Source organism: Rickettsia endosymbiont of Rhinocyllus conicus (assembly GCF_964026465.1).
Taxonomy (GTDB): Bacteria; Pseudomonadota; Alphaproteobacteria; order Rickettsiales; family Rickettsiaceae; genus Rickettsia.
Genome location: NZ_OZ032155.1, coordinates 1,009,096 through 1,035,240, shown reverse-complemented (window position 1 = coordinate 1,035,240; position 26,145 = coordinate 1,009,096). Strand labels below are relative to the sequence as shown.

Here is a 26,145-nt window from a genome sequence, read left to right as displayed (position 1 = left end):
TTTTATTTAATTAATCCAATAAGTTTTTCACCACCAATAATATGAAAATGGAAATGAAAAATAGTTTGTCCGGACTTCTCGCCTTTATTGGTGATTAAGCGATATCCGTCTTTATCTAGTCCTGCTTTATTTGCTATATCAGAAACCTTAGTAAAAAAATGCTTTATTTCTTCTACTGAAGCTTTAGAAATAAAATCGGCGTAATCGATATATTCATTTTTAGGTATAACAATAATATGTACTGGTGCGACCGGTGCTATATCTTTAAATGCTAAAACCTGCTCGTCTTCATAAATTACTTCTGCCGGTAAATTTTTATTGATAATTTTTGCAAAAATATTTTCTTTATTGTACATAATTATTACGCTCTAAAAATTTTAATTCAGCTTCTACTTGCGAACCCGCAACTACTATATCTTTAAGCGTAAAATCATTTCTTTTTAAATGATTTTCTCTAATATCGGCAGCAAAAAAACCGAATATTAACATGACAATTAGCTTTAATGCAAGTGTTAACTCATATATATTAATTGCCATTGCTACTATATTAAGTGCTACAGCTATAATAACAGGTAAGCACATTTTATGGTATAATGCCCAGAATACACTTAAAAGTGCTGCTGTCCATGAAAAACTTTCTTTAATGACAATAAAATTATTATTTTTTTGTGCAGGGTTAATGTATATTGCGTATATATTCATTATTTAAACCTTGAAAATTCAAAAAAAGATAATTAACTATAACTGGATTACTCAAGTAATAATTAACATTATTTAATTATTATAAATAATTGAATATATTACTTAATCAGCAAATTAATATCAATAAATTTTACATTATGTCAGATAATTTAGCCTTACATGGCACTACAATACTTTGTTTAAAAAAGAACGAAGAAATAATTATAGCAGCAGATGGACAAGTTTCACACGGCAATACAGTATTAAAATCTACTGCTCGAAAATTACGAACTATAGCTAATAATAAAATTATTGCAGGTTTTGCTGGTTCTAGTGCTGACGGGCTCGCTTTATTTGAAAAGTTAGAAGTAAAAATAGAGCAACATAAGCATAATTTGCTTAGAAGTGCGGTTGAGCTTGCAAAAGATTGGCGTAGCGACAAATATTTACGTCGTTTAGAAGCAATGATGATTGTGGCTGATCGCAATCATATACTAATTTTAACTGGTAACGGTGATGTTGTTGAGCCAGAGAATAATGTTGCAGCAATAGGCTCAGGTGGTCTATTCGCCTTATCCGCAGCACGTGCTTTAATGTCTTACGATAATCCTCTAACTGCTGAAGAAATTGCTTTAAAATCTATGAATATAGCAGCAGATCTTTGTGTATTTTCTAATCATAATATTATAACGGAAAAAGTTGTATGAAATCTACTAAAACTACTAATACTAATAAAAAAGACCCTATGGGGCTTACACCTTCTCAAATAGTTAACGAGCTTAACAGATTTATCGTAGGTCAAGAAAAGGCTAAAAAAGCCGTTGCTATTGCCCTTAGAAATCGTGGTCGTCGTAAAAGAGTAGAGGGAAACTTACGTAACGAAATAGTACCAAAAAATATCTTAATGATAGGTTCAACGGGAGTCGGTAAAACTGAAATTGCAAGAAGGCTTGCTAAACTTACTAATTCTCCTTTTTATAAAATAGAAGCAACAAAGTTCACCGAGGTTGGCTATGTAGGGCGTGACGTAGAATCAATAATTCGTGATTTAGTAGAAATAGCTGTTAATACTCAAAAAACGATAGCTAAAACGGAAGTAGATATTAATGCACGTGAGAAAGCAATCGAGAGAGTATTAGATAGTTTAGTAGGTAAGACTTCAAGTAGTGAGACGAGAGAAAAGTTTCAAGAAAAAATCTTAAGTGGCGAGCTTGATGATACAGAAATTGAAATTAGTGTAGCTGATACAGCTCCTGTAGGCGGAGGTAGCTTTGAAATACCCGGCATGCCTGGGGCATCTATGGGAGTGCTTAATCTTGGTGATATGATAGGAAGAGCTTTTGGAACGACTAAAACTAAAACAAAAAAAATGTTAGTTAAAGAAGCGATGAGTATAATTTTATCAGAAGAGTCTGAAAAATTAATTGATCAAGAAAAAATAATCCAGCAGGCAATTAATTTAGTTGAAAATGATGGAATAGTCTTTATTGATGAAATTGATAAGATTGCCTCAGTAGCTAATTCTGGAGCAAAGAATTCAGAAATAAGTAGAGAGGGCGTGCAGAGGGATTTACTACCTTTGATTGAGGGGACAACAGTTAATACAAAATATGGTCCTGTTAAAACAGATCATATATTATTTATTGCTTCAGGAGCTTTCCATATAGCAAAACCCTCAGATTTATTACCTGAATTGCAAGGAAGATTACCTATTAGAGTAGAGTTGAATTCATTAACTAAAGAGGATATGATAAAGATACTACTTGAGCCTGAAACTAGTTTAATAAAGCAATATTCGGCTTTAATAGGTACTGAGAAAGTAGAACTTGAATTTACGAATTCCGCTATAGAGAAAATTGCAGATTACGCTACTACAGTTAATCTAGAAATCGAAGATATAGGAGCAAGAAGATTGCATACTATACTTGAGAATTTACTTGAAGATATAAGCTTTAGAGCTAGTGAAATGCAAGGTGAAAAAATATCTATAGATGATAAATTTGTAGAAAATCAATTATCAAAAATACTAACTAATCTTGACTTAGCAAAGTTTGTTCTGTAGTATGCTTTTCCAACCAAAAGTATTACTATTAAAAAATGATAATTCATATAGCAAGTCTTACATTCAACGGGATTGATATCACTGATGTTGATGTGCAGGTACAAATATCGCCTGGTATACCTGCCTTTACCATAGTAGGACTTGCTGACAAAACTATTGCTGAGTCAAAAGAGCGAGTTAAAGCAGCTTTATCTTCTATAGGGCTTGCATTACCCACCAAAAAAATTTTGATAAATTTAGCTCCAGCAGATTTAGTAAAAGAGGGTAGTCATTTCGACCTTGCAATTGCTTGTGCAATACTTACTGCTATGAATATTTTGCCAGAAACTGAAATAGCAGAATATCTAATAATAGGTGAGTTATCTTTAGATGGGTCGATATTGCCGGTAAATGGTGCATTGCCTGCGGCAATTGGTGCTACTGCTAGGAATAAGGGGCTGATTTGCTCAAATAAAAACTCATCTGAAGTTGCTTGGTCAGGTAATGATAATATACTTGTAGCAGGTAATTTAATTGAGCTAGTAAATCATTTCAAAGGATCGCAAGTTCTAAGTCCTCCAGAAGCTATCGTCCAAGACGAGCCGGTAAATTACCCTGATTTTAAAGATGTAAGAGGACAAAATATAGCTAAAAGAGCTTTAGAAATTGCTGCATCAGGTGGTCATAATTTATTAATGTTTGGTCCTCCTGGAACAGGAAAATCAAGGCTTGCAAGCTGCTTGCCTGGGATACTGCCTAAAATGTCGGTGAAAGAGATTTTAGAATGTAGCATGGTAACAAGTATTGCTGGGAAGTTTTTGGATGGTAAGCTTTTGGATGGTAAGCTTACTAGGATAAGACCATTTAGAACCCCTCATCATTCATGTTCACTTGCTGCTATGGTTGGTGGTGGTGTTGGAAAAAAGTAAGACCAGGGGAGATTACACTTGCTCATAACGGAGTATTATTTTTAGACGAACTGCCTGAATTTCCTCAGCATGTTATTGAATCTTTAAGGCAACCTATCGAAAATGGTGAGATACTAATTTCAAGATCAAATGCCCATATAAAATATCCAGCAAATTTTCAACTAATAGCAGCTATGAATCCTTGTAAATGTGGCTATTTGGGTGATTCTTACAAAGAATGTGTTAAAGCCCCAAAATGTGGTGATGATTATAAAATGAAAATTTCCGGTCCTATTATGGATAGATTTGATTTGCATATAGAAGTACCTAATATCAATATTTATAATTATGATTTAACAAATGAAAGTTCTGAAGAAAAATCAGAAGATATTGCTAAAAGGATAGAAAAGGTACGTATAATCCAAGAAAGAAGATATGAGGGTTATAATATTAAAACAAATAATAGATTGGATGGTCAATTGTTGATAGATTATGCAATGCCTGTAGATGAGGGTAAAGATTTACTAAATGAAGCTGCAAGTAAGTTTCGTTTATCGATGCAGGCTTACAACCGAATACTTAGGGTAGCACGTACTATAGCTGACCTTGAAGATGAAGATAAAGTTTTAAGAATGCATATTGCTGAAGCTTTAAGCTATCGTAAAATGGAGTATTGATAAATGCATAACTGGAATTTTATGCGGTTTATGGTATGATAATAAATAATATAGAAGGTAATAATTAATATGTCTGAAGTTAATCCTCGTGTAGATTTAGCATTTAAAAAAATCTTTGGAGTAGAAGAGAACAAGGATTTACTAATATCGCTTGTTAATTCGATAGTAGGCAAGGAAGATCAAATTGTAGAGGTGACACTGCTTAATCCGTATAATCCGAAAAATTTTAAAGCAGATAAACTTTCTGTACTTGATATTAAAGCACAAAGTGAAAGCGGTAAAATATTTAACGTTGAAATACAAGTAACGGATGAAGCGGATTATGATCAAAGAGCCTTATATTATTGGGCAAAAATGTATACGCAACAATTAAAAGAGGGAGATGATTACTCAAAGTTAAATAAAACGATAGATATTCATATTCTTAATTTTACAAGTATTACGGACACAGATAAATATCATAATATTTTTAATTTACATGAAAAAGACACCGGCTTAAAATATTTTTATGATATAGAATTACATACGATAGAGCTTAATAAGTTTGCCAAGGGTGCTAAAGAAGACATATCGGATATAGTAGAAAAAGTTAAAAATGCTTTAGATATGTGGCTAGCTTTTTTAACACGTCATGATTTGCTTAATAAGGACAACCTTCCTAAAGAGCTAGATAATAAAGATTTAAAAAAAGCGTTAACAGTACTTGAGATAATAAACTTTACTAAAGAAGAAAGAGAAGAATATGAAGACCGCTTAAAGTGGCTTAGAATTAAAACTAATACTCTTAAAAAACGCCAGTTTATAGGATAAGAGTGTAAGGAATAAAGATAATAAAGCAGGGTATTTACAAGAGAGGAGTGTTGAGTTACATAGATTTTGAATCAAAAAAATATGCACTCAACAATGAAAAGATGTATCATAACTCTATTTTGTATAATAGATAATTATTGTAAAGTTTACGAAGAATGGGAAGAAAGCAAATTAATACCCAGCGTTAGGAAGCGTAGGAGATCAGGGAGTTTAAGGCTTTCAGAACTATATAACTATAGTATTATATTTTTATATATCTCCATGCAAAGATTTTAAGAATTATTATTTATATCATCTATCATGTAAATATAGAGGATATTTTAGTCTTCCTAGTTACAGTCGGATAATCCAGTTGTGGCCAAGATTAGTATTACCTTTAACTATAATGTTACAATTATTTACAGGAGATGAGACTGGTATATATTTTGTTGATTCAACCAAATTATCGATATGTCATGCAAAACGTACAAATAATAATAAAGTGTTTAGTGGCATTGCTAAAATAGGTATGAGTAGTTACGGATGGTTTATGGGATTTAAATTACATATTGTAATTAATAATAAAGGTCAGATTATGGCAATTAAAATAACAAAGGGTAATGCTAGTGATTTATCTGCTGTAGACTCAATTACCAAAGGATTATGGGGTAAATTATTTGGAGACAAGGCTTATATTTCTAAGGAAATGTCCGCTAAATTATTTAGTCGTGGGCTACGGTTATTTACTGGGATTCGCAAGGATATGAAAAATCATTTATTAGATATAGAAGATAAAATACTCTTAAAAAGCAGATCAATAATTGAATCAGTATTTAATGTACTAAAAAACAGCATGAACCTTGAACATTCAAGACATCGCTCCCCTATTAATTTCTTAGTTCATATACTTTCTTGCGTAAATGCTTTTAATTTCAATAAATCTAAAAAATTTCTAACACTACTTGCTTATCATCAGACCTCCTTATCCTAAACTGGCGTTTAAAAAAGCTGAGGCTAGGGGTGAGGCACGAGGTGAAGCTAGAAGAAATGTTGAGATAGCAAAGAACTTACTACTTGATGGTATAAATATAAATACAATAATGAGAACTACAGGGTTAATTATAGAGGAAATTGAAAAACTAAAAATAGAAATTGAGGACCTTAAGAAATAATTTAGAACTTTTAAACAAAATGAAAAAAATTTACTTCATAGCAGGTGAGGCATCAGGGGATTTTGCTGGTGGTCGAATAATTCGGAATCTGAAAAAAGATAAAAAATTAAAGATTATCGGAATAGGAGGACGAAATATGGAAGAAGCTGGCAATTTTGAAAGCTTGTTTCCGATATCTGAAATAAATTTGATGGGCTTTTTTGAAGTAATACCTCATATTTTTAGGATAAAAAAATTAATCAATAAAACAGTTGAAGATATAATAAATAATAAACCCGATATATTAATTACCATTGATTCGCCAGGGTTTACTTATCGCGTGGCAGCTAAGGTAAGAGAGCGTTTGCCAGAACTTAAGATGATTCATATTGTTGCACCATCAGTTTGGGCTTATAAAGAGGGCAGGGCAGCAAAATATGCAAAAATCTATAATTGCTTGTTTGCCTTATTGCCTTTTGAGCCACCATATTTTACTAAAGTTGGGCTTGATTGTAGGTATATAGGTCACCCAATAATGGAGCAGGAATTTTATAGTGATAAGGCAGCTTTAAGACAAGAGCTTGAAATAGATGAGGATACAAAAGTTTTATGCGTTACTCTTGGAAGTAGAAAAGGGGAAATCTTAAGGCATCTACCAATTTTTATCCCCGCTATTGAAAAAGTTTATGATGACCATAAAAACCTTATGGTGATATTTCCGCTTGCAAATCCTGATCATGAAAGAATAATAAAGCCTTTTTTAGAAAAGGTTAGGTTTAATTATATATTCTCATATGAAAGATTGAAAAGCTATGCTGTATCTGACTTAGCATTAGCCAAATCGGGTACTAATACTTTAGAGATAGCAGCGTCCGGTACTCCTATGATTGTAGCGTACAAAGTTAATATTTTTAGTTTTATTATTATTAGGTTATTGATAAAAATCAAATATGTTACTTTGATTAATATAATAGGGAATAGAGAAATAATTCCGGAATTTATTCAATTTAATTGTGAAGCTAATCTTATTAGTGATAAATTAAAAGAATTATTGTTAAATCCTCAGGAAGTTGATAAGCAAATAACGGAAAGTCACAAGATTTTACAGGAGTTAGGTTTTAAATCAAATATATATCCGTCTTATTTAGCTACAAAAATTATTAGACAAGAATTCTTAAAATAAATTTGTTAAAAGAGAAAGGCTTTTGCTTGAACCGCTCCAAAGCATTTTTTGCGTCATGAAAAACATTAATACTAATATAACAATAAAATATATTTCTATACTTTTTTGCATAGTATTAATCTGTTTCATTAAAGCTTTTAAATCATGCGAAATTTTCTTTTGTTCTTCAATAGTGTCAGAACGCATTGTCATTAAGAAGCCTGAAATGCTTCCTAATTTATTATGCAAAGATTTTAGCTTATCGCTTTCGTTATTTTTTGGATCGTTGTCTTGATCTTGTGTCATACTATATAATGCCTATTATTAAGATCAGTATATATACCTTTTATACTTCAAGATTTGGTAAGCCAAATTTCGAGGTTCGCCTGTGCTTACGTACTTTTGTACTGCTTGTACAGGCTCACTACTTATTTGACTTCCATCTTTTTAAGTATCTACAGTATACCTTTGATATTTCAAAGGTTGGTAAGCTAAATTTGGGGGTTCATAATTTCTAAAATGGAGTGATATTTACTATATTCTTTTAATATAATCCAAATATTTCAGTGCTAAATTTTAAAACTCTTGATCTATTTTACAAGCAGTATATAATTATTAGCAAATATATGATCTTAACCAAACTTTAAGTTATTTCTACTACATGTTATTTTAAATGTCAAGAAAAAACCATATTTCATGGTAATATTATTATTTTCTAAGTTTTATAAAAAATGTTAAAAAATATACTAAAAATCAAGTTTTTTTTAGCCACATTATCTTTAATTATATTTATTACCATATTAAACTTCGGTGTATTTTATATTTTTGTACCGGGTAATTTAGCTCAAACTAAGACAATAATTATCGAACCTAAATTATCCATAAATCAAATAGTTACAAAACTTTATTCCAATAAAGTAATAAAATATCCAGAAGTTTTTAATATAATTGCTAAAATTTACTCTATAAAAAATCCTCTTAAAAGTGGTGAATATATTTTCACGCATAATATTTCGCCTCTGCAAACTTTAAGAGTTTTAGCAAGCGGCAAGTCTATAATACATAAAATAATAGTGCCTGAGGGTACTGTAGTTCAGGAAGTTGTAAAAAAAATTAACGAAGAAACACGTTTAGTAGGTGAGATAAAGGGAGTTATACCGGAAGGATTTCTAATGCCATCAACTTATTTTTTCTCATATGGTGATCAAAAAGAGCGAATAATCAATCAGATGAGAAATCTAATGTCTAATAACTTAGATAAAGTGATGATAGATCTCTCGCCTGATTCTCCATTAAAAACTAGACTTGATATATTAACGCTTGCTTCTATAGTAGAAAAAGAAGCGGGTTCTGATGCAGAGAAGCCTATTATTGCCGCAGTATTTCTTAATCGTTTAAAGAAGAATATGAAGCTGCAAGCTGATCCTACTACTATATATGCTTTAACGGAAGGGAAATTTAAGCTAGCAAGAGCTTTAACTAAAAAAGATTTATTGCAAGAATTGCCGTATAATACTTATTATATTAAAGGATTGCCGCCAGGACCAATTTCCTGTCCCTCATTAAAATCTCTAGAAGCAGTTGTAAAACCTGCTAAAACAGATGCATTATTTTTTGTAGTTGATGGAAAAGGTGGCATAATTTTTCTAATAACCTTAATGATCATAATAGATTTGTTGAGATGTATAGAAAAAGCATGATTAAAGTACCCGTAATAGATCCAGAGAAAACCAAAGAAAATTATGAATGATAGTGAATTTAGTAAAATAGCTGAAACAGTAATTGCACATATAGCAGACAGGATTGAAGAACAAGATCAGGACATAGATGTAGACCTACAAAGCGATATATTAAGTATTGATACAACTAACGGTATATATGTAATAAATAAACAAAGTGCAGTCAAGGAAATTTGGTTATCATCCCCAATTAGCGGACCTTATCATTTTTTCTATGAACAAGAAAAATGGAAAAATAGAGCAGGGCTAGAGCTAATGAGTATTTTAACTGACGAGCTTGGAATTGATTTTTAAAAAGTTATTAACCCACCAATTAAATACCTGACTTAAGAGGCATATTTAACATCATCGGCTTGGAACAATTTTTGTATATGTTTAGGATTGTTCTGTAAGCAACGTAAATAAGATTTAAGATTGTATTTTAACTCATCTTTTGTAAGAGGTATATGTTTTCTATTTACATTTCTTTTTAAGTCATTATTTAAGTATTCATCTGGATTATGTTGTGGAGTATAAGGAGGCAAAAAAAACAAAGAAATTTTATCTTTATGCTTATTTGTCCAGCTGTATACTTTTTTACTATGATGTACTTTTAAATTGTCTAATATTAAAAAGATCTTCCTTCTTGCAGATTTCACTAATCTTCTTAGAAATTCTATAAATATATCTGTTTTTAGTGTATCTTCATATAACATGAACCTTAGTTTACCATTGTTCGTAACAGTTGATATCATATTTATAGTAAATCGTTTTGATTTATGAATAACTACGGGTGTTTTGCCTTTTAAAGAATAGCTCTGTAACACCTGACATTCTGATTTTATACCCACTTCATCACACCAGTGTATTTCAGCTTGTTCCATTTGTGCTTGTTTTACTATTGCGGGATATTCTTCATCTAGCCATACTTGAACTTGTTTTGGCTGTTGCTCATAAGCTAATTTCTTTGGTTTTTGTGCAGTATATCCCCATCTTCTTAAATATTCTCCAATCGTACTTAATGGCAAAAAGAAACCACAGCATTTTTTAATCAGGGCATTAATAGCTTTTCTTGACCATAGTGCAGATTTGATATTGTGATCTTCTGGTCTAGAGTGATTTATATAATCTTGTATTTTTTTACCCAGCATTTCATTTATTATTCTTTTCTCTCCTGTCTTTCTTCCTCTAGACTTGCCAGTTATTGCATATTTATCACCTCTTCTTCTTTTGTTAACCCAGTTACTAATAGTCTGACGTGTTACTCCTATAAGATTTGATACATCTGATTGTTTTTCTCCTTTATCAATTGCTCTTAATGCAACTTTTCTTAAAGCTGCTTGTGCACTCGTTGATAATGTCCTAAAATCTTCTTTTTTTAGCATTATTTCATTCTAACATTATATTTTAGTATTTGCAACTATTATGTCAGGTATTTAATTGGTGGGTTAATATTTAGATATAATAAATGAGATTATAGATCTTACTAATAATGAAAATAATATTGATAACAGAGAAGAAAAGTTTCAAGATATCCAAATATCATTAGAGCAGATTAAAGAAAAATCAAAAGAAGATATTATAGAAGTTAAAGAAAAGTTAAGGGAACTATTAGAATATTTTGTTCAAGATTTATATACAACTAAGAACGATCTAACGAAAGCAGAAATATTTAAAATCATAGTTAATGATTATAGAATTTGTGGCGATGAAGAATATCGATTGGGTTTAGAATTTAAGGTAAGATTTGATATTGTAAACGCCAGTTTAGGATAAGAGTGTAAGGAATAAAGATAATAAAGCAGGGTATTTACAAGAGAGGAGTGTTGAGTTACATAGATTTTGAATCAAAAAAATATGCACTCAACAATGAAAAGATGTATCATAACTCTATTTTGTATAATAGATAATTATTGTAAAGTTTACGAAGAATGGGAAGAAAGCAAATTAATACCCAGCGTTAGGAAGCGTAGGAGATCAGGGAGTTTAAGGCTTTCAGAACTATATAACTATAGTATTATATTTTTATATATCTCCATGCAAAGATTTTAAGAATTATTATTTATATCATCTATCATGTAAATATAGAGGATATTTTAGTCTTCCTAGTTACAGTCGGATAATCCAGTTGTGGCCAAGATTAGTATTACCTTTAACTATAATGTTACAATTATTTACAGGAGATGAGACTGGTATATATTTTGTTGATTCAACCAAATTATCGATATGTCATGCAAAACGTACAAATAATAATAAAGTGTTTAGTGGCATTGCTAAAATAGGTATGAGTAGTTACGGATGGTTTATGGGATTTAAATTACATATTGTAATTAATAATAAAGGTCAGATTATGGCAATTAAAATAACAAAGGGTAATGCTAGTGATTTATCTGCTGTAGACTCAATTACCAAAGGATTATGGGGTAAATTATTTGGAGACAAGGCTTATATTTCTAAGGAAATGTCCGCTAAATTATTTAGTCGTGGGCTACGGTTATTTACTGGGATTCGCAAGGATATGAAAAATCATTTATTAGATATAGAAGATAAAATACTCTTAAAAAGCAGATCAATAATTGAATCAGTATTTAATGTACTAAAAAACAGCATGAACCTTGAACATTCAAGACATCGCTCCCCTATTAATTTCTTAGTTCATATACTTATCTTGCGTAAATGCTTTTAATTTCAATAAATCTAAAAAATTTCTAACACTACTTGCTTATCCTCAGACCTCCTTATCCTAAACTGGCGTTGTAAAACCTACCAAATCAGGTGAAGAGATATTTTATAAGCAGCCAGAATTAGCCTTAAGCAATAATACAAAAATACTAGAAGTCGAATTAATAAATCCATTTTCTGAATTAGAACAATTAGAGCAAGTATTAAAAACCTTAGGGGAAGTAGAAAGCAACACAGGCGTCAATAATCTAGAATAATTATTTAGTCTTTTGTAATATAACTTTTCTTGCTTAATTAGAAAAGTTATGTTACGTTAATTTATCCAAAAATAATAAAGTAATTTAGGGTAAATGTTTGTTAAGTTATTGATCTTCACAATTCCTTATATCTTCTTTTCATCAATAGCTATTGCTGATCCTGAAATAGCTGAGTCTTTAAAATGTTCTAAACTTTTCCCTTATTTTGAAAAAAAATTTAATATCCCGTCTAACACGCTTCATTCAATTGCTTTAAAAGAGTCAGGTAAAAAACATAAAACTCGCAATCTTAGAGTAGTATGGCCTTGGACTGTTAATGTTGAGGGTAAAGGTTATTACTTTAATACTAAAAGAGAGGCAGTAAATTTTGTAAGAAAAGAAATTATAAGAGGGCGTGAAAGTATTGATGTTGGATGTATGCAGATTAATTTAAGGCATCATTTAGGGGCTTTTAACTCTCTTGATCAGGCATTTGAGCCGAATAATAATATTCGTTATGGTGCAGAATTTCTACGTTCAAAGTATGATCAGCTTAAGAACTGGCATAAAGCTATAGCCCATTACCATTCAGCTACTCATTCTTTGGGTTTTAAATATAAACAGGATGTAGTAAAAATAGCAAGTAATATGGCACTTTATAAAGCATCGTTGCATGGTTACTTAAATAATAGTGAGGATATTTTAGTAAATAAGGCTGTAGTCAGTAATAATAAAGTTCAGAAAAAGCCATTTTTTACTAGTAATAAAAGATATAAAAGTAGTATTATGGTCCCGATCCCAGTTAAAATTAACTAAATTTATGAATATTAAATCAATAATATATTTTGTAATATTAGTAAGTGCAGTAAAAATTAATGCCGATTTTAACGATATTCAAGTTACAGAAACTACTCAAGATATAGTAATAGAGCAAGAAACTATAAAATTGCCATGGAGTGATTGCACCAAAATACATAATAAATTATTTGAAAGAAAATTTTCTTTTTCAGAAAAACAGGTTAAAAAAGAAAATAGAATTTATGAAGAATATAGAAAATTTTATTTAGATCATAATATTAACCCACCAATTAAATACCTGACATAATAGTTGCAAATACTAAAATATAATGTTAGAATGAAATAATGCTAAAAAAAGAAGATTTTAGGACATTATCAACGAGTGTACAAGCAGCTTTAAGAAAAGTTGCATTAAGAGCAATTGATAAAGGAGAAAAACAATCAGATGTATCAAATCTTATAGGAGTAACACGTCAGACTATTAGTAACTGGGTTAACAAAAGAAGAAGAGGTGATAAATATGCAATAACTGGCAAGTCTAGAGGAAGAAAGACAGGAGAGAAAAGAATAATAAATGAAATGCTGGGTAAAAAAATACAAGATTATATAAATCACTCTAGACCAGAAGATCACAATATCAAATCTGCACTATGGTCAAGAAAAGCTATTAATGCCCTGATTAAAAAATGCTGTGGTTTCTTTTTGCCATTAAGTACGATTGGAGAATATTTAAGAAGATGGGGATATACTGCACAAAAACCAAAGAAATTAGCTTATGAGCAACAGCCAAAACAAGTTCAAGTATGGCTAGATGAAGAATATCCCGCAATAGTAAAACAAGCACAAATGGAACAAGCTGAAATACACTGGTGTGATGAAGTGGGTATAAAATCAGAATGTCAGGTGTTACAGAGCTATTCTTTAAAAGGCAAAACACCCGTAGTTATTCATAAATCAAAACGATTTACTATAAATATGATATCAACTGTTACGAACAATGGTAAACTAAGGTTCATGTTATATGAAGATACACTAAAAACAGATATATTTATAGAATTTCTAAGAAGATTAGTGAAATCTGCAAGAAGGAAGATCTTTTTAATATTAGACAATTTAAAAGTACATCATAGTAAAAAAGTATACAGCTGGACAAATAAGCATAAAGATAAAATTTCTTTGTTTTTTTTGCCTCCTTATACTCCACAACATAATCCAGATGAATACTTAAATAATGACTTAAAAAGAAATGTAAATAGAAAACATATACCTCTTACAAAAGATGAGTTAAAATACAATCTTAAATCTTATTTACGTTGCTTACAGAACAATCCTAAACATATACAAAAATTGTTCCAAGCCGATGATGTTAAATATGCCTCTTAAGTCAGGTATTTAATTGGTGGGTTAATAATCCTAGCAATTTTTCTATGCAATTTAGTGAAAGAAAAACTGATGCTCAGAGAGTAGAGACGTTAATTTCAGGTTTTTTAAAATTTTGTGAAGACAATTTTCAAACCAGTAATATTAAGCCTAATTCCTTAAGCTATCAAATTAAAAAACAACAAGAACAGTTGTTTAATAATATAAGAAGTGAAAATTATAAAATATATTATAAACAAAGATATTATAATAATGCTGTGTTACCCTCACATAATAAATAATTAATTACTCATTAATACTTGCATTTTGTATTTATTAATTTATTTTAATAAACTCAATATAATAGGTAGGTATTATGTTTAGAAAATTTATATTGGTAGCATTATTATGTGTCAATAGTTATAAAACTTTAGCAGAAGATAAGAAATCAGAGAGCGTACCAACTAAAATTTTGATAAATATTTCTGAAAATTATAATTGTAGTGATAGCGATTTAGTAGAAAAACGAAAACAGCACATAAAAGAGAAAAAATTACAAATTTCATTACCTGATGATCAGATTAAAATTAAAGGTATTAGGGATAATTTTGAAATAGTAGAAAGAATTAGGGGTGATGATATTCATACTGCAAGAAAAAGAAAGCGTATTCAGGATCTCATAAATGGTGATCTACCACCTATCATTAATTGGATGGTAGAAGAGAAAGCAATTTTAGAAAAGAAAGTAAAAGAAAAATATAAGATAAATTGAGAGAGTTATATATTCAATAGAGTAAATATAAAAAATAACCGCAATAATGCAGTAGTTGGAATTAGTAACAGCTTGTTTATGAAGCAGGTAGCAGACGATCTAATTGATCGTTTGAAAATGATCGATAAAAATTTTTCTAATATTTTGGAAATATCAGCTAAGTGTGGTTATCTGACTAAATTATTAAAGGTTATCTACAAGGATGCTAAAATTACTGCAACTGATATGTCTAAGACGTTGCTTGATTCATTTGAGCATAATAATAAGTTATGTATTGATGAGGAGCATTTAGAACTTCCAGAAAATTCATTTGATTTAATAGTTTATTCCTTAGGCTTACACTCCATAAATGACGTACAGCGTTTTTTGCTTAATATAAGAAAGTTCCTAAAAAATGATGGTGTTTTTATCGGTAATTTTATTGGAGGTAGCAGTCTTCAAAATTTGCGTAAATCTTTAATAGAACTCGAGATAGAAAGCAGCTCTCAACATTCTCCTCATATCTCGCCTTTTATTCATTTCGATCACGTTCCAATCTTATTATCACAAGCAGGCTTCGATGAAGTAATTGTTGATTACGAAAATATAGAGCTGAAATTTGATAATCCATTAGAATTAATGAGAGAAATAAAAAATATAGGCGAGTCAAACTCGTTAATTCTACGTCAAAATTATGCTATTTCTAAAAAAATGTATTCTTTGCTACAAAACCATAAAAATAGCTTCGAAGATAACATTACCTTAATTAGTTTTATTGCTTCACCTAGTAAAAATAGTATAAGATTAAAGTTGTTATAAGATTAAAGTTGTTATAAGAACTAGAATGCTGTATTTTTAGGGTTTAATATGGGTTTGTTATTGTGAGTTGTGTATACGTCATTGCGAGGAAATGCGTAGCATTGACGCGGCAATCTTGTCATGCGTCCTGAGATTGCATCAAAGCTATGCTCCTCGCAATGACGTGTATGTTGGGATGACATAAAGGACATACAGTTATTGATAATATTTATAAGGTATATATATGCAAGAATTTGATTTAGTAGTAATAGGAAGCGGTCCTGCTGGTTATACTGGTAGTATAAGAGCCGCACAACTTGGTATGAAAGTAGCGTGCATTGAAAAAAATGATACGCTTGGTGGTACATGTCTAAATATAGGGTGTATACCTTCTAAAGCACTGCTTAATTCTTCTGAAAAATATGAAGAAGCTTTAAAGCATTTTGAGAATATTGGTATTAATGCGGAAGTAAAGCTAGATTTACAAAAAATGCTCGCTAATAAAGATAAAGTGGTTTCAGACCTTACAAAAGGTATAGAAAGTTTATTTGCTAAAAACAAAATTACCAGAATAAAAGGTGAAGCTAAAATTATATCTAATAATATTATTGAAGTAGGTGGCGAACAGATTTCGGCTAAAAATATCCTAATTGCTACCGGTTCTAGTGTAATAGAAATCCCAAATATTAAGATTGATGAAGAATTTATCGTCTCTTCGACCGGTGCTTTAAAGCTTTCAAAAGTGCCTGAAAATTTAATAGTAGTTGGCGGCGGTTATATCGGTTTAGAGCTTGGCTCTGTTTGGAGGCGTCTAGGTTCTAAGGTAACAGTGGTAGAATATGCTGAGAGTATTGTACCAATGCTTGATAAAGAAGTCGCTAGCCAATTTATGAAGCTTCAACTGAAACAGGGAATAGAATTTAAACTAAATACTAAAGTATTATCTGCGGAAGTAAAATCCGGTAAAGTTAACCTTACAATCGAGGAGGGTGGTAAAAGCTCTGTAATAACTTCGGATGTAGTACTTATGGCAGTCGGCAGAAAAGCTTACACGCAAAATTTAGGTCTTGAAGCTGTCGGCATTGCTACAGATAAACAAGGTAGAATCGAGATTAACGAACATTTCCAAACTGTTGTACCAAACATTTACGCAGTCGGTGATGCTGTAAAAGGTGCTATGCTTGCACACAAGGCTGAAGAAGAGGCGATAGCTGCCGCCGAAATTATGGCAGGGCAGGCGGGTCATGTAAATTATAACCTGATCCCAAGCGTAATATATACTTCCCCAGAAGTAGCAAGCGTTGGTGAAACTGAAGAGCAATTAAAGGAAAGAGGCGTTAGCTACAAAGTGGGTAAGTTCCCATTCTTAGCCAATAGTAGAGCAAGAGCAATAGGTAAAACTGAAGGAATGGTGAAGATTCTTGCCGATAGTAAAACAGATAAGGTTTTAGGAGCTCATATTATCGGGGCTGATGCAGGAACTCTAATAGCAGAGCTTACGGCTTATATGGAATTCGGTGCAGCTGCGGAAGATATAGCAAGAACTTGCCACGCCCATCCAACTTTAAGCGAGGCAATCAAAGAAGCAGCTCTTGGGGTAGATAAAAGAACTATAAATATTTAATTGTCATCTAGTTGCTTGTGGCTCCAATGTCATTCCCGCTTAAGGCTTGCCCTGCGTGGATCGAAAAACGCTCTCGGTGTCATCTAGTTGCTTGACCACGGCATCCAAAAAATAATAAAAAATACTAATTTTATTAGTATTTTTAACTGGCTCTAGTTCATAAATCACGGGATGACAGAGGAAAAACCGATCCACGCTGGCAATGCCTAATAAATCATGGGATGATAGAAAAACTTAATATATTTAAAAAATATGAAAATAATAAAAAAATTATCAATTATTATTTTGCTCTCATTAGCAGCAAGTTTTAAAGTATTTGCTGAGTCTGACAATAATATTGGGCAAGTTTTTTTATATGTAGATCAAAAAAATTGGTCGCAGGCAGAGCAGTTAGCTAGGGAATTAAATAACAAAGCTTTAACAAAAATTGTTGTTTCGCAAAGATTTTTAGATAGCGATTATCCGAATAATAGCTTTGAGCAAGTAATTAAGTTTTTGTGCGATAATCCAAATTGGCCTCAAAGTAAGCTATTAGAAGAAAAAGCAGAAAGATACTTAAATAGCAATACAAATAAAAAAACCATTTTTGAATGGTTTAGTAAGCATCCACCCCTTACTGGTAAAGGTTATAAATATTATGCATTGGCTGCAAGTAGCTTAGTTAATGATCAAAAAATATTATTGCCTATTATTAAAGATGCTTGGATATATGCAGATTTTAGCCCTGAAGAAGAAAGTGCATATTATAGCAGATGGAAGAAATATTTAACCACAAATGATCATTTAGAACGAATAGAAGAACATCTTTGGAAGTCTGATATTAGATCAGCTGAGCAATCACTAAAATATGTAGATCGTAATTATCAAAACTCCTTTAGAGCTCAAATTGCTATTATAAATAAATCGCCAAATGCTGAAAAGCTTTTCAGAAAAGCCCCTGAAAAATATTATACTTCTGGTCTGTTATATCGTTATTTAGATTCTAAGAAAAAGCAAAAACCAACTGGTGAAATTATTACTTTATTTAAGAAAGCAAAGAATAATCGTAAGCATTTTGCTAAATGGTGTCGCTTGCAGCTCTACTATGCTCGTGAATTTATCGATTATAAAGATTTTGCTAATAGCTATAAAATAGCATCATTGCCTTTTGCTACCTGTCCTGAAACGATAAGAGAGCAGGAGTGGATGGCTGGATGGTTGTCTCTAAGCTTTTTAAAGAAGCCTGATCAGGCATTAGCACATTTTAATAAATTTATCAAAATTGTTAAAACTCCAATTAGTTTAGCACGTGGATATTATTGGTTAGGACGAAGTTATGAAGCGAAAGGCAATAAACAAACTGCTAAACAATTTTATGAACAGGCTGCTAAATACTCTTTTACCTTTTATGGTCAGGTAGCAAATATTGAGTTAAATAAAACTAATTTAGTATTGCCTCCTGTACCTATAGTTAGTAATGAAGAAAGAAAAACTATTGAAAATAAAGATATTATTAAAGCAATAAGATTATTAGTTAAATATGATAAAAATAAATTAGCTGTTATATATTCTAAAGCTGCTATTAAAGAGACTAAAAACCCTGCTGAAATTTTAGTAATCACAAACATTATTAAGTCAACTAATAATGCTAACTATATGGTTGATGTTGCAAAAATTGCTGCTCAAAATAATATTTTCATTCCAAATTGTGCTTTCCCAACTCCTTATAATCTAGCAGGGCTTCCTATTGATCCCCATTTAGCTTATGGGATTATTAGGCAAGAATCTGTTTTCGATCATAAAGCGGTAAGTAGTGCAAATGCTAGGGGCTTAATGCAGCTTATTGATAAAACTGCTTGTGAAACCGCTAAATCTATAAGTCTTAAATGTAGTGTAGCAGATTTAACTAGAAATCCTGCATATAATATTAAACTTGGTACTCATCATTTTAAACAATTACTGGGTGATCATCGTGGATCTTACATTTTATCGATTGCTTCTTATAATGCTGGCAGTCACAATGTTGCAAAATGGATAGATAGATTTGGTGATCCAAGGAATATCAAGGATATGAGAAAAGTTATTGATTGGATGGAACTTATACCTTACCGAGAAACAAGAGATTATGTTCAAAGAGTTCTTGAAAATATTCAGATTTATCGTACAATTTTGAATAAAAATAATACATTCAAGTTTAAACAGGATTTACACGCTTGTGATATACCAAAAAGTTAATTTATGTTAATGTTTTGTTTGACATAATCATAAAATATGAGTATGGTGCGGGTATATAATTAGTAAGTTAAGGAGAAAGTTATGCCATTAGGAAAAGAACAAAAAAAATTTGGTAAAAAAGTAGAAAAAGAAGTCAAAAAATTCTCTAATGATAATGATAATAACGTACACAATATTAAGGAAATGCTTAGCAGTTTAGGTATTAATCATGAAAATAGAGAGACTTTTGACATTGGGATGCCCCACATCCTTTAAACCCTCTTAATGAACAAGAACCAGTTAAATATAGATGGATAGCAAGTACCTCTAATTCAGGAGAGGACAATCAAGAAAAGGGCGAACAAGCTAAGCTAGTATTAAAAGCTTTAATAGAAACAAAACGTAGCAATAATCTAAATGATGTAACGAATGAATTTAAAGATCATTTTTCAAAATTAAATCCTGGTAGTGTAGTAGCATATATGACTACAGCAAAAAAATTAGATATTAACCCCGACGGATGTGTTGGTACTGCTCTTAAAAATATGGGAAACTATGCTGCAAAATGGAATGGTATCTCAACAAAAGAATTATTTACAAAATACGATGTAACAAATCCATATTGTTCTTTTGACAATAAAATAGAACAGGACCGTCAAAATCAAGAGACTATACTAAATGTTGAGTTGAAAGCTCCAGAAAGTTTACCTGAACCAGAAGAACAAATTGTTAATACTAATTATACAGCTTCTTCATTAAAAATTTCGAAAGAATTACTTGGCGAGAAAGTAACGCTTATTAATGGTAAAGAAGTTGAAGTTAAGAAATTCTTAGAATTATTATATAATCAAAATACTAAAGAATTTGATTTTCTTTTAAAAATGTTACCATCTGACACTAGTGAAGTTATGAAAAAAGAAGTAACATTGAAACTAGCTTATGATTATTTTAAAGATTCTAAAAACTTTGATGAAACAAATGCAATATCCGAAAGAATAGGAACAAGTGATATATTTGAAGAGTATCTTGGTTTTAATATTGATCAATTTAAAAGTGAAGAAATGAATATTATGGGTGGTGATCAGCATTCTTATTTAGATTTTTCAGCTTAAAATTCTATCATAAGGCTTGCCTTACGTTCTCATTTTAAGGAAAAACTGGCGTTGTTGTATGGCTTGGAAAATGCCCTGTATGTCATTCTTAGCAATGGCGGTAATCCAGCATAAATCGAGCTTTTAACTTTAAAAACTTGCTTTATGTATACTTTTTTTCCTGGATTCCCGCCATTGCTAAGAATGACATAAGAGCCATGCAACGAAGCCACTCCTAGCTAGGTATGACATAATAGTAAAACTCTAATAATAAATATCATGAAACTTAAAAATTTAATTTCATTAATATTACTATTTTCTTCATTATCAGCTTTTTCGCAAGCTACAATACCTCAATTATTAAAAAATATTCCAATTAATGTCGTTGCACCGGCTTCAGGTGCTGATAGCAAAACTTTATCTGATTTAAAAAGTATCAAAACTCTTAACTTAAATATGCCGGCTAAATGTTTTAGCAAAGGTGATTTACCATTTTTAGCAAGTACTGATGAGATAAGATTTAATTGTTTGAAAGATGCCTTATATAATGAATCTAGCAATATAGTATGGAGTTTAAGAGGCGGTTATGGTTCTGCAAGATTAATTCCTGATTTATTAAAACTTCCAAAACCAAATAAGAAAAAATTTTTTATAGGATATAGTGATATAACGGCTTTGCATCTTTTCTTATCGCAAGAATGGGGATGGAAAACAATACATGGTACTAATGTAGCTGGTTTGCTAAAACCTGAACAAGATCAAGGTAACTTTATAAAACTTGCTGAAATATTGCAAGGTAAAGTAAAACAAGCGGTCATAAATGATTTAGCAGCTCTTAACAATGTAGCCAAACCAACCGAACTTGTTAGCGGCAAGCTAACCGGCGGTAACCTAACTATGGTATTAAGTAGTATAGGGACTAGATGGCAAATAAAAACCGCTGATAAAATTCTTTTTTTAGAAGATATAAATGTAGCTCCTTATCAGTTAGATCGTGCTTTAATACAATTAAAACAAGCTGGATTACTTGAAAATATTAAGGCTATAATATTTGGCACGTTTGATAAAGATTCTAAACTCACAATGTTAGTGCTGCGTAATTTTGCAAATAATTTAAAAGTACCGGTATTTAAAACTGATAGATTCGGTCATGAGAAAATTAATGATCCAATTATTTATAACACAGATAGTAAAATTATCGGTAATGGTGAAAAATTTAAGTTGATAATGGATTTGTGATAACTCCTATTGTTTTATACACACAAATATACTATAATAATTAAACCTGGTAAATTTATTCCTGATAATGAAATGTGGCTTTATAATAAAAATAACAATGAGATAATTGATAGAGCTATAAAATGGGCAGAAATAAATAAAAGGCATGAAAATTTTGATGAAATAGTAGATTTGGTACAAAATGACTAAAATATTACTAGATATGAATTATCCTGCTTTTCAAGAACAATTATTTGGCATAGAAAAGCAAGAGCAACGTGCTTTACTTACTACTTTAAAGAAAATCAAACAAACGTGTTTGTTGCATGGCTTCGGTGTCATTCTCGCTTTCGCACAGTAGTGTCCGGAGAAAATTGGAGTATTATTAAAATCGTCATTGCGAGCGGTCGTAGACCGCGTGGCAATCCAGAAAAATAGTAAAAAATAACTAATTTTAGCGTTTTTTACTGGATTGCTTCGTCGAATTACTTTGTAATTCTTCTCGCAATGACGAAAAAACCTAATAATAACAACGTTTATTTTTTTCCGGACACTAACTGCGCTTTCGCAGGAATGACAATTAATGTCCCCTCAAATGCAAATAATCATTATATTTTGACATATCCAAATCATAAACAAAGGACTTGTTTGTAACATAATATTCAAGCAGTCTTATTAATCCTTGTTTATGTTTGTCTAGGGTTTCCATGCTTAAACTTATTTCTGTTGTTTGCACATAAGGCTCGGTGCTAGTTATTTTTACATAGGCAATGGTAATGTCTTCAATTGAATTCCCGCTTTCATGGGAATGAGATAGTATATTAAAGCCGTTTTCGAGTATCATTAAACTTTCTATAATAAGCTGTGGTGAAAGTCCTAGCTCTATTTCTTTTTTAGTTGGGATAGTACCAGTTTTATAATCTAATATAGTTATGCGGTTTGATTTACTGATTTCAATTCGGTCAGCTATACCAATTATTTTTATATTCTGTCCTGCTATATTTAAGTTCAGCTCTCCCTTAATTTCAAAATAAATTTTTTGACAATTTTTTCTGCGTTCCATATCAAATAGAATAAAAGCTTTACTCAGTAGTGTTAGTTTTGTCTGCCAAGTTTTCTTTGTATATGTAGGGAGAATAGTGCTATGTAAAATATTATTGCCAATATTTAGCAAAGCTTGCTGTTTATCAAGCATATTCTGCTGGTCATAATTTTTAGAATATTCTTCTAAAACTTTATGAATAAAGTTCCCAAAATCTGATATTTTTGGCTCTTCCCATATCTTATCTTGAGTCCGTAGCTTCAGGATTTTCTTAGCATAAAAACCATATGGATTCCTGATTAAGGTTTCTATATCTGTTACAGATAATATATTTGGGAAAAAAGTACTGTGTGCTGCTTTTTTTCTATTGTCATCCCGTGGTTTGTCCACGGGATCCAGAAATATACTTTCAAAGATACCGCGATCAAGTCGCGGTATGACACTTTTATTCTGAGTGACATTTTGCAGCTTTAAAAATAAATTACAAGGAGTAGATAATTTTCCGGCATATTTTTTTGCATTTAATATGATTACTTCTTCATTTTGTAATAACAAATCAAAATAATATGAATATAGTTTGGGAGTAATTTTATCATAATCTATATTCAATATTTGCTTTGCTTCTTTACTTAAATAAGGATGAGTAGTGGTAGTAGTACTCCAATTATCGCTATTAAAATGTGGTAATATAATTAAATTGAAACGAGATAAAGCAAGTTCTTCAGATGAGCCGATAACTATCTTAGATTCAATATTTTTATAATATTTAATACTAGAAAGTAATAGAGTAAAAATTTTAGGAAAATCTTTTTTACTGGTGTTTATACTATCGCTAAACTCTATTAAATTATTTAAAAATTCTAATAGCTCAGCTCCTTCCTCTTTTTCCCAAATTTCTGGTAAAAGCTTTTCAGCTATTTCTTTAGAAACTACTAATATATCATTGATATTATAAGGTTTAGTAGCAAATAAAATATCTACTAAATTATGGCAGTAACTTCTTAGATCCTCATTATCAAATTGTAATTGTAGTAAATATTTTGGCGAAGATATAAAACGATTTTTACCTGATAATAATAACTCAAGTTTCTGAACATTCGTGCAGTTTATTAAAGGATTTTTAAGTAATAAAAATAAAAGTTTCAAATCAAAATTATTACATAATATATTAATGATAGATATTAGTAAGCTACTTACATTTGTTAGTTTTAGATCATTACCGATCAAATCTTCAAACACTAACTCATATTTATCTAAATAGTTACAATATATCCTTTTCAATTTATCGTTATTTGTAACAATAGCTATTTTTTTATCCGCATTCAGCTTACATATGTGAGCTATCTGCTCAGCTTCTTCATAAATATCCGTAGGCTCATAATAATATATATTATTGTGAGCTAGTTTTATCTCATTATATTTAATTATTTGCAGTTCTTCTTCATATTTTTTTAAGAAAGAATCAGGCTTAAATATGCCGGCTAATATTACCTTTTTACTGCTGTTTTTGGTTCTTGCTATCTCTTCCAAAAGCAATTTTAATTTATAATTATTACTGCTTTGCTTTTCGTTTTTTTGCCATTTTAAAAAACTATATTCTAAGAATTTATAAATATTCTGCCAATATTCTGAATTATTGTAAGTCTCAATTAATTTTATATCGATATTATTATTTACTAAATCAGCAAATAATTTATTTAAAATTCCGGCAGTTTTTAATGCTTCCTCAGGAGTAAAATCTAATTTTTTATATTCGGTAATTATTTTTGACAAAGTAAATAATTCTTCCATTTTAGACATATAATCTTCCGAAGAATCTTTTTTTGAAATAATAGCATTGAATGGGATAATAATAGGTAAATTCTTTATATTATAATTGCCAGTCAAAAGCTCTTTTAATTCGATGCAAGAACGACTATTCGGCAATATTATTTTGAGTTCTTTATACAAATTATCTTTACCGAATTTACTTATAATAAATTCAGCAAAATCCTGTAAAAAAGAAATATTAGAAATCATAAATATCGTTTTTTATATCGAATATAGCATATTTAAAATCCAAAACAAATTTTTTAAAAAATCATATTTTATGGTAATTAACCCTTGATTATTAATTTTTGTTAATTATTATGAGAGAGATATTAATTTAAATGGAGGAGAATCATGGAGTATAAATTTGAAAAAGTTTTATCAATGTTAAACAAAGGTGGAATTGATATTAATTCCTTGGTTGAACACAATAACAAACACGTAAGTGGTGAGATATTTTCAGGTTACAAAACCACAGCTTTACATTGTGCTGCTTTCCACAATCATTATAAAATAGTAGAATTACTAATTGAGAGGGGGGCAGAAATTAATATTGAAGACTCAAATAATTATACTGCTGCTCTACGTGCTACACAATTTGGTCATTATGAAACAGTAAAATTATTTATTGATAAAGGTTTTTCTGATCTTGAAGATTTGTTATTTATGGCTGCTACTAATAATTACCTAAAGATAGCAAAGTTATTAATCGAGCATGAAGCAGATGTAAATTATAATAATGGCAAAATATTAAATGAGTTAGCATATTATGACTACGCAGAAATGTTAGAGTTACTCATTAAGAATGGAGCAGTCGTAAACCATATTGACTCTTCCACAAATCGAATCCCATTGGTAAAATCAATAATAACAAACCATGACGATGACAGCGATGATATTAACCCATTTGCTCAATATTTACTCGAATATCCTAATACTAATATTGAAGATGAAATATTAGAACCTGTGTATAAATCATATTTAAATAATCGTATAACAGGAATAGTTGAAGATATAGCAAAATGCGAGAAATTATATAAACAATCTAATTTAGAAGAGTTATATGAATATTTTAAAGATTGTGATTCAAAAGTACAAAATATTTTTTTAAATAGGCAAAAAAACAAATTTAATCCGGAAATAAAATATTTTAAGAATAAAGATGATTTATATAACGAAGCAACAAAATTAACAAAATTTACTTCTAATGATTTTGTTGATCCTGAACTAAAATCTTTAAGTAACTCAATATCTGAATATATTACATTAAAAAGATTAGCATTATTAGAAATTAAAGAGTCGAATATTGAATATAAAAATTCATATATACCTAAATCCTTAATTGAGGATTTAGACGAAGTTATAGCATTAGGTAGCCCCTCTGCTGATTAAGTTTTAATAAGCTTTTTAAACAAGA

Annotated in this window: 25 protein-coding genes and 4 pseudogenes; 24 read left to right on the top strand and 5 right to left on the bottom strand. The window is 30.4% G+C overall.

All coding sequences use genetic code 11. The features are described 5' to 3' along the window. Positions 1–2: 2 nt before the first annotated feature. Both AAGD54_RS05530 and AAGD54_RS05525 read right to left on the bottom strand, forming a co-directional pair. Positions 3–356 (bottom strand): HIT domain-containing protein, encoded by a 354-nt coding sequence (locus AAGD54_RS05530; protein ID WP_341794328.1) that lies wholly within the window; start codon positions 354–356, stop codon positions 3–5. Then, positions 346–702 (bottom strand): DUF2628 domain-containing protein, encoded by a 357-nt coding sequence (locus tag AAGD54_RS05525; protein ID WP_341794327.1) that lies wholly within the window; start codon positions 700–702, stop codon positions 346–348. Before AAGD54_RS05525 ends, AAGD54_RS05530 begins: the two co-directional genes overlap by 11 nt. 137 nt (positions 703–839) lie before the next feature. On the opposite strand from AAGD54_RS05525, the gene hslV reads away from it, so the two are divergent. The 7 genes and pseudogenes from hslV to lpxB all read left to right on the top strand — a co-directional run bounded on the left by hslV (position 840) and on the right by lpxB (position 7,430). Beyond that, a complete protein-coding gene (gene hslV, locus AAGD54_RS05520; protein WP_341794326.1) occupies positions 840–1,388 on the top strand; it encodes an ATP-dependent protease subunit HslV in 549 nt (182 codons plus the stop codon). After that, positions 1,385–2,743, top strand: a complete 1,359-nt coding sequence (gene hslU, locus AAGD54_RS05515; protein ID WP_341794325.1) for an ATP-dependent protease ATPase subunit HslU — start codon at positions 1,385–1,387, stop codon at positions 2,741–2,743. The genes hslV and hslU overlap by 4 nt, the downstream gene beginning before the upstream one ends. A 35-nt stretch (positions 2,744–2,778) precedes the next feature. Continuing rightward, positions 2,779–4,307 (top strand): annotated as a pseudogene (locus tag AAGD54_RS05510) (YifB family Mg chelatase-like AAA ATPase). A gap of 69 nt (positions 4,308–4,376) precedes the next feature. Beyond that, complete coding sequence (locus AAGD54_RS05505; RefSeq protein ID WP_341794324.1) at positions 4,377–5,117, top strand: Rpn family recombination-promoting nuclease/putative transposase; 741 nt, start codon at positions 4,377–4,379, stop codon at positions 5,115–5,117. Positions 5,118–5,346: 229 nt separating this feature from the next. Continuing rightward, positions 5,347–6,087: an IS982 family transposase gene (locus AAGD54_RS05500; RefSeq protein ID WP_341795189.1), complete on the top strand. Its 741-nt coding sequence runs from the start codon at positions 5,347–5,349 to the stop codon at positions 6,085–6,087. Further along, positions 6,059–6,268: a hypothetical protein gene (locus tag AAGD54_RS05495; RefSeq protein ID WP_341794323.1), complete on the top strand. Its 210-nt coding sequence runs from the start codon at positions 6,059–6,061 to the stop codon at positions 6,266–6,268. Before AAGD54_RS05500 ends, AAGD54_RS05495 begins: the two co-directional genes overlap by 29 nt. A gap of 19 nt (positions 6,269–6,287) precedes the next feature. Continuing rightward, the gene (lpxB, locus tag AAGD54_RS05490) at positions 6,288–7,430 is read left to right on the top strand and encodes a lipid-A-disaccharide synthase (protein ID WP_341794322.1); all 1,143 of its coding nucleotides are present in this window, start codon (positions 6,288–6,290) and stop codon (positions 7,428–7,430) included. Here the strand turns inward: lpxB and AAGD54_RS05485 are convergent. Next, positions 7,422–7,715, bottom strand: coding sequence for a hypothetical protein (locus AAGD54_RS05485; RefSeq protein ID WP_341794321.1), 294 nt, complete (start codon positions 7,713–7,715; stop codon positions 7,422–7,424). The genes lpxB and AAGD54_RS05485 overlap by 9 nt on opposite strands. A gap of 425 nt (positions 7,716–8,140) precedes the next feature. Here AAGD54_RS05485 and mltG point away from each other — a divergent pair. Together mltG and cyaY are read left to right on the top strand one after the other, a co-directional pair. Next, positions 8,141–9,159: pseudogene (mltG, locus tag AAGD54_RS05480) on the top strand (endolytic transglycosylase MltG). After that, positions 9,152–9,442 (top strand): iron donor protein CyaY, encoded by a 291-nt coding sequence (cyaY, locus tag AAGD54_RS05475; protein WP_341788174.1) that lies wholly within the window; start codon positions 9,152–9,154, stop codon positions 9,440–9,442. The pseudogene mltG and the gene cyaY overlap by 8 nt, the downstream one beginning before the upstream one ends. Before the next feature lie 32 nt (positions 9,443–9,474). Here the strand turns inward: cyaY and AAGD54_RS05470 are convergent, their stop codons facing one another. Further along, complete coding sequence (locus AAGD54_RS05470; protein ID WP_341794233.1) at positions 9,475–10,512, bottom strand: IS630 family transposase; 1,038 nt, start codon at positions 10,510–10,512, stop codon at positions 9,475–9,477. A 620-nt stretch (positions 10,513–11,132) separates the two neighbouring features. On the opposite strand from AAGD54_RS05470, the gene AAGD54_RS05465 reads away from it, so the two are divergent. The 14 genes and pseudogenes from AAGD54_RS05465 (at position 11,133) to AAGD54_RS05400 (ending at position 22,238) form a co-directional block, all read left to right on the top strand. Next, the gene (locus tag AAGD54_RS05465) at positions 11,133–11,813 is read left to right on the top strand and encodes an IS982 family transposase (protein WP_341795188.1); all 681 of its coding nucleotides are present in this window, start codon (positions 11,133–11,135) and stop codon (positions 11,811–11,813) included. Between the two features lie 346 nt (positions 11,814–12,159). Continuing rightward, positions 12,160–12,861: a lytic transglycosylase domain-containing protein gene (locus AAGD54_RS05460; protein WP_011477242.1), complete on the top strand. Its 702-nt coding sequence runs from the start codon at positions 12,160–12,162 to the stop codon at positions 12,859–12,861. 4 nt (positions 12,862–12,865) lie between these two features. After that, positions 12,866–13,129 (top strand): annotated as a pseudogene (locus AAGD54_RS05455) (DUF2532 domain-containing protein); the annotation flags it as partial. A gap of 59 nt (positions 13,130–13,188) precedes the next feature. Further along, the gene (locus tag AAGD54_RS05450; protein ID WP_341794320.1) at positions 13,189–14,226 is read left to right on the top strand and encodes an IS630 family transposase; all 1,038 of its coding nucleotides are present in this window, start codon (positions 13,189–13,191) and stop codon (positions 14,224–14,226) included. A 23-nt stretch (positions 14,227–14,249) separates the two neighbouring features. Further along, positions 14,250–14,504, top strand: a pseudogene (locus AAGD54_RS05445) (DUF2532 domain-containing protein); the annotation flags it as partial. A gap of 74 nt (positions 14,505–14,578) precedes the next feature. After that, on the top strand, positions 14,579–14,974 hold the full coding sequence (locus AAGD54_RS05440; protein WP_341789089.1) for a hypothetical protein: 396 nt from the start codon (positions 14,579–14,581) through the stop codon (positions 14,972–14,974). Between the two features lie 60 nt (positions 14,975–15,034). Next, a complete protein-coding gene (locus tag AAGD54_RS05435; RefSeq protein WP_341789216.1) occupies positions 15,035–15,772 on the top strand; it encodes a methyltransferase domain-containing protein in 738 nt (245 codons plus the stop codon). Positions 15,773–15,995: 223 nt separating this feature from the next. Continuing rightward, positions 15,996–17,375, top strand: a complete 1,380-nt coding sequence (gene lpdA, locus AAGD54_RS05430) for a dihydrolipoyl dehydrogenase (protein ID WP_341794319.1) — start codon at positions 15,996–15,998, stop codon at positions 17,373–17,375. A gap of 252 nt (positions 17,376–17,627) precedes the next feature. Next, the gene (locus tag AAGD54_RS05425) at positions 17,628–19,589 is read left to right on the top strand and encodes a transglycosylase SLT domain-containing protein (RefSeq protein ID WP_341794318.1); all 1,962 of its coding nucleotides are present in this window, start codon (positions 17,628–17,630) and stop codon (positions 19,587–19,589) included. Between the two features lie 81 nt (positions 19,590–19,670). Further along, positions 19,671–19,844 (top strand): hypothetical protein, encoded by a 174-nt coding sequence (locus AAGD54_RS05420; protein WP_341794317.1) that lies wholly within the window; start codon positions 19,671–19,673, stop codon positions 19,842–19,844. 206 nt (positions 19,845–20,050) lie between these two features. Then, complete coding sequence (locus AAGD54_RS05415; protein ID WP_341789093.1) at positions 20,051–20,680, top strand: hypothetical protein; 630 nt, start codon at positions 20,051–20,053, stop codon at positions 20,678–20,680. A 258-nt stretch (positions 20,681–20,938) separates the two neighbouring features. After that, the gene (locus AAGD54_RS05410) at positions 20,939–21,898 is read left to right on the top strand and encodes an LD-carboxypeptidase (RefSeq protein ID WP_341794316.1); all 960 of its coding nucleotides are present in this window, start codon (positions 20,939–20,941) and stop codon (positions 21,896–21,898) included. 9 nt (positions 21,899–21,907) lie between these two features. Then, positions 21,908–22,087, top strand: a complete 180-nt coding sequence (locus tag AAGD54_RS05405; RefSeq protein WP_341789270.1) for a hypothetical protein — start codon at positions 21,908–21,910, stop codon at positions 22,085–22,087. Beyond that, a complete protein-coding gene (locus AAGD54_RS05400) occupies positions 22,080–22,238 on the top strand; it encodes a hypothetical protein (RefSeq protein ID WP_341789095.1) in 159 nt (52 codons plus the stop codon). The genes AAGD54_RS05405 and AAGD54_RS05400 overlap by 8 nt, the downstream gene beginning before the upstream one ends. Before the next feature lie 219 nt (positions 22,239–22,457). On the opposite strand, the gene AAGD54_RS05395 is transcribed toward AAGD54_RS05400, so the two are convergent. Then, positions 22,458–24,938, bottom strand: coding sequence for a PD-(D/E)XK nuclease family protein (locus tag AAGD54_RS05395; RefSeq protein ID WP_341794315.1), 2,481 nt, complete (start codon positions 24,936–24,938; stop codon positions 22,458–22,460). 144 nt (positions 24,939–25,082) lie between these two features. Between AAGD54_RS05395 and AAGD54_RS05390 the strand changes: the two genes are divergently transcribed. Beyond that, on the top strand, positions 25,083–26,120 hold the full coding sequence (locus AAGD54_RS05390; RefSeq protein WP_341794314.1) for an ankyrin repeat domain-containing protein: 1,038 nt from the start codon (positions 25,083–25,085) through the stop codon (positions 26,118–26,120). Positions 26,121–26,145: the final 25 nt, after the last annotated feature.

Excerpts from the sequence above, each read along its gene's own strand:
- AAGD54_RS05440 (WP_341789089.1), top strand. The coding sequence starts at position 14,579 with ATGTTTAGAAAATTTATATTGGTAGCATTATTATGTGTCAATAGTTAT.
- cyaY (WP_341788174.1), top strand. The coding sequence starts at position 9,152 with ATGAATGATAGTGAATTTAGTAAAATAGCTGAAACAGTAATTGCACAT.
- AAGD54_RS05530 (WP_341794328.1), bottom strand. The coding sequence starts at position 356 with ATGTACAATAAAGAAAATATTTTTGCAAAAATTATCAATAAAAATTTA.
- AAGD54_RS05390 (WP_341794314.1), top strand. The coding sequence starts at position 25,083 with ATGGAGTATAAATTTGAAAAAGTTTTATCAATGTTAAACAAAGGTGGA.
- AAGD54_RS05410 (WP_341794316.1), top strand. The coding sequence starts at position 20,939 with ATGAAACTTAAAAATTTAATTTCATTAATATTACTATTTTCTTCATTA.
- AAGD54_RS05505 (WP_341794324.1), top strand. The coding sequence starts at position 4,377 with ATGTCTGAAGTTAATCCTCGTGTAGATTTAGCATTTAAAAAAATCTTT.
- AAGD54_RS05470 (WP_341794233.1), bottom strand. The coding sequence starts at position 10,512 with ATGCTAAAAAAAGAAGATTTTAGGACATTATCAACGAGTGCACAAGCA.
- AAGD54_RS05400 (WP_341789095.1), top strand. The coding sequence starts at position 22,080 with ATGACTAAAATATTACTAGATATGAATTATCCTGCTTTTCAAGAACAA.
- AAGD54_RS05525 (WP_341794327.1), bottom strand. The coding sequence starts at position 702 with ATGAATATATACGCAATATACATTAACCCTGCACAAAAAAATAATAAT.
- hslV (WP_341794326.1), top strand. The coding sequence starts at position 840 with ATGTCAGATAATTTAGCCTTACATGGCACTACAATACTTTGTTTAAAA.
- AAGD54_RS05415 (WP_341789093.1), top strand. The coding sequence starts at position 20,051 with ATGACTACAGCAAAAAAATTAGATATTAACCCCGACGGATGTGTTGGT.
- AAGD54_RS05460 (WP_011477242.1), top strand. The coding sequence starts at position 12,160 with ATGTTTGTTAAGTTATTGATCTTCACAATTCCTTATATCTTCTTTTCA.
- lpxB (WP_341794322.1), top strand. The coding sequence starts at position 6,288 with ATGAAAAAAATTTACTTCATAGCAGGTGAGGCATCAGGGGATTTTGCT.
- AAGD54_RS05395 (WP_341794315.1), bottom strand. The coding sequence starts at position 24,938 with ATGATTTCTAATATTTCTTTTTTACAGGATTTTGCTGAATTTATTATA.
- AAGD54_RS05485 (WP_341794321.1), bottom strand. The coding sequence starts at position 7,715 with ATGACACAAGATCAAGACAACGATCCAAAAAATAACGAAAGCGATAAG.
- hslU (WP_341794325.1), top strand. The coding sequence starts at position 1,385 with ATGAAATCTACTAAAACTACTAATACTAATAAAAAAGACCCTATGGGG.
- lpdA (WP_341794319.1), top strand. The coding sequence starts at position 15,996 with ATGCAAGAATTTGATTTAGTAGTAATAGGAAGCGGTCCTGCTGGTTAT.
- AAGD54_RS05425 (WP_341794318.1), top strand. The coding sequence starts at position 17,628 with ATGAAAATAATAAAAAAATTATCAATTATTATTTTGCTCTCATTAGCA.
- AAGD54_RS05420 (WP_341794317.1), top strand. The coding sequence starts at position 19,671 with ATGCCATTAGGAAAAGAACAAAAAAAATTTGGTAAAAAAGTAGAAAAA.
- AAGD54_RS05450 (WP_341794320.1), top strand. The coding sequence starts at position 13,189 with ATGCTAAAAAAAGAAGATTTTAGGACATTATCAACGAGTGTACAAGCA.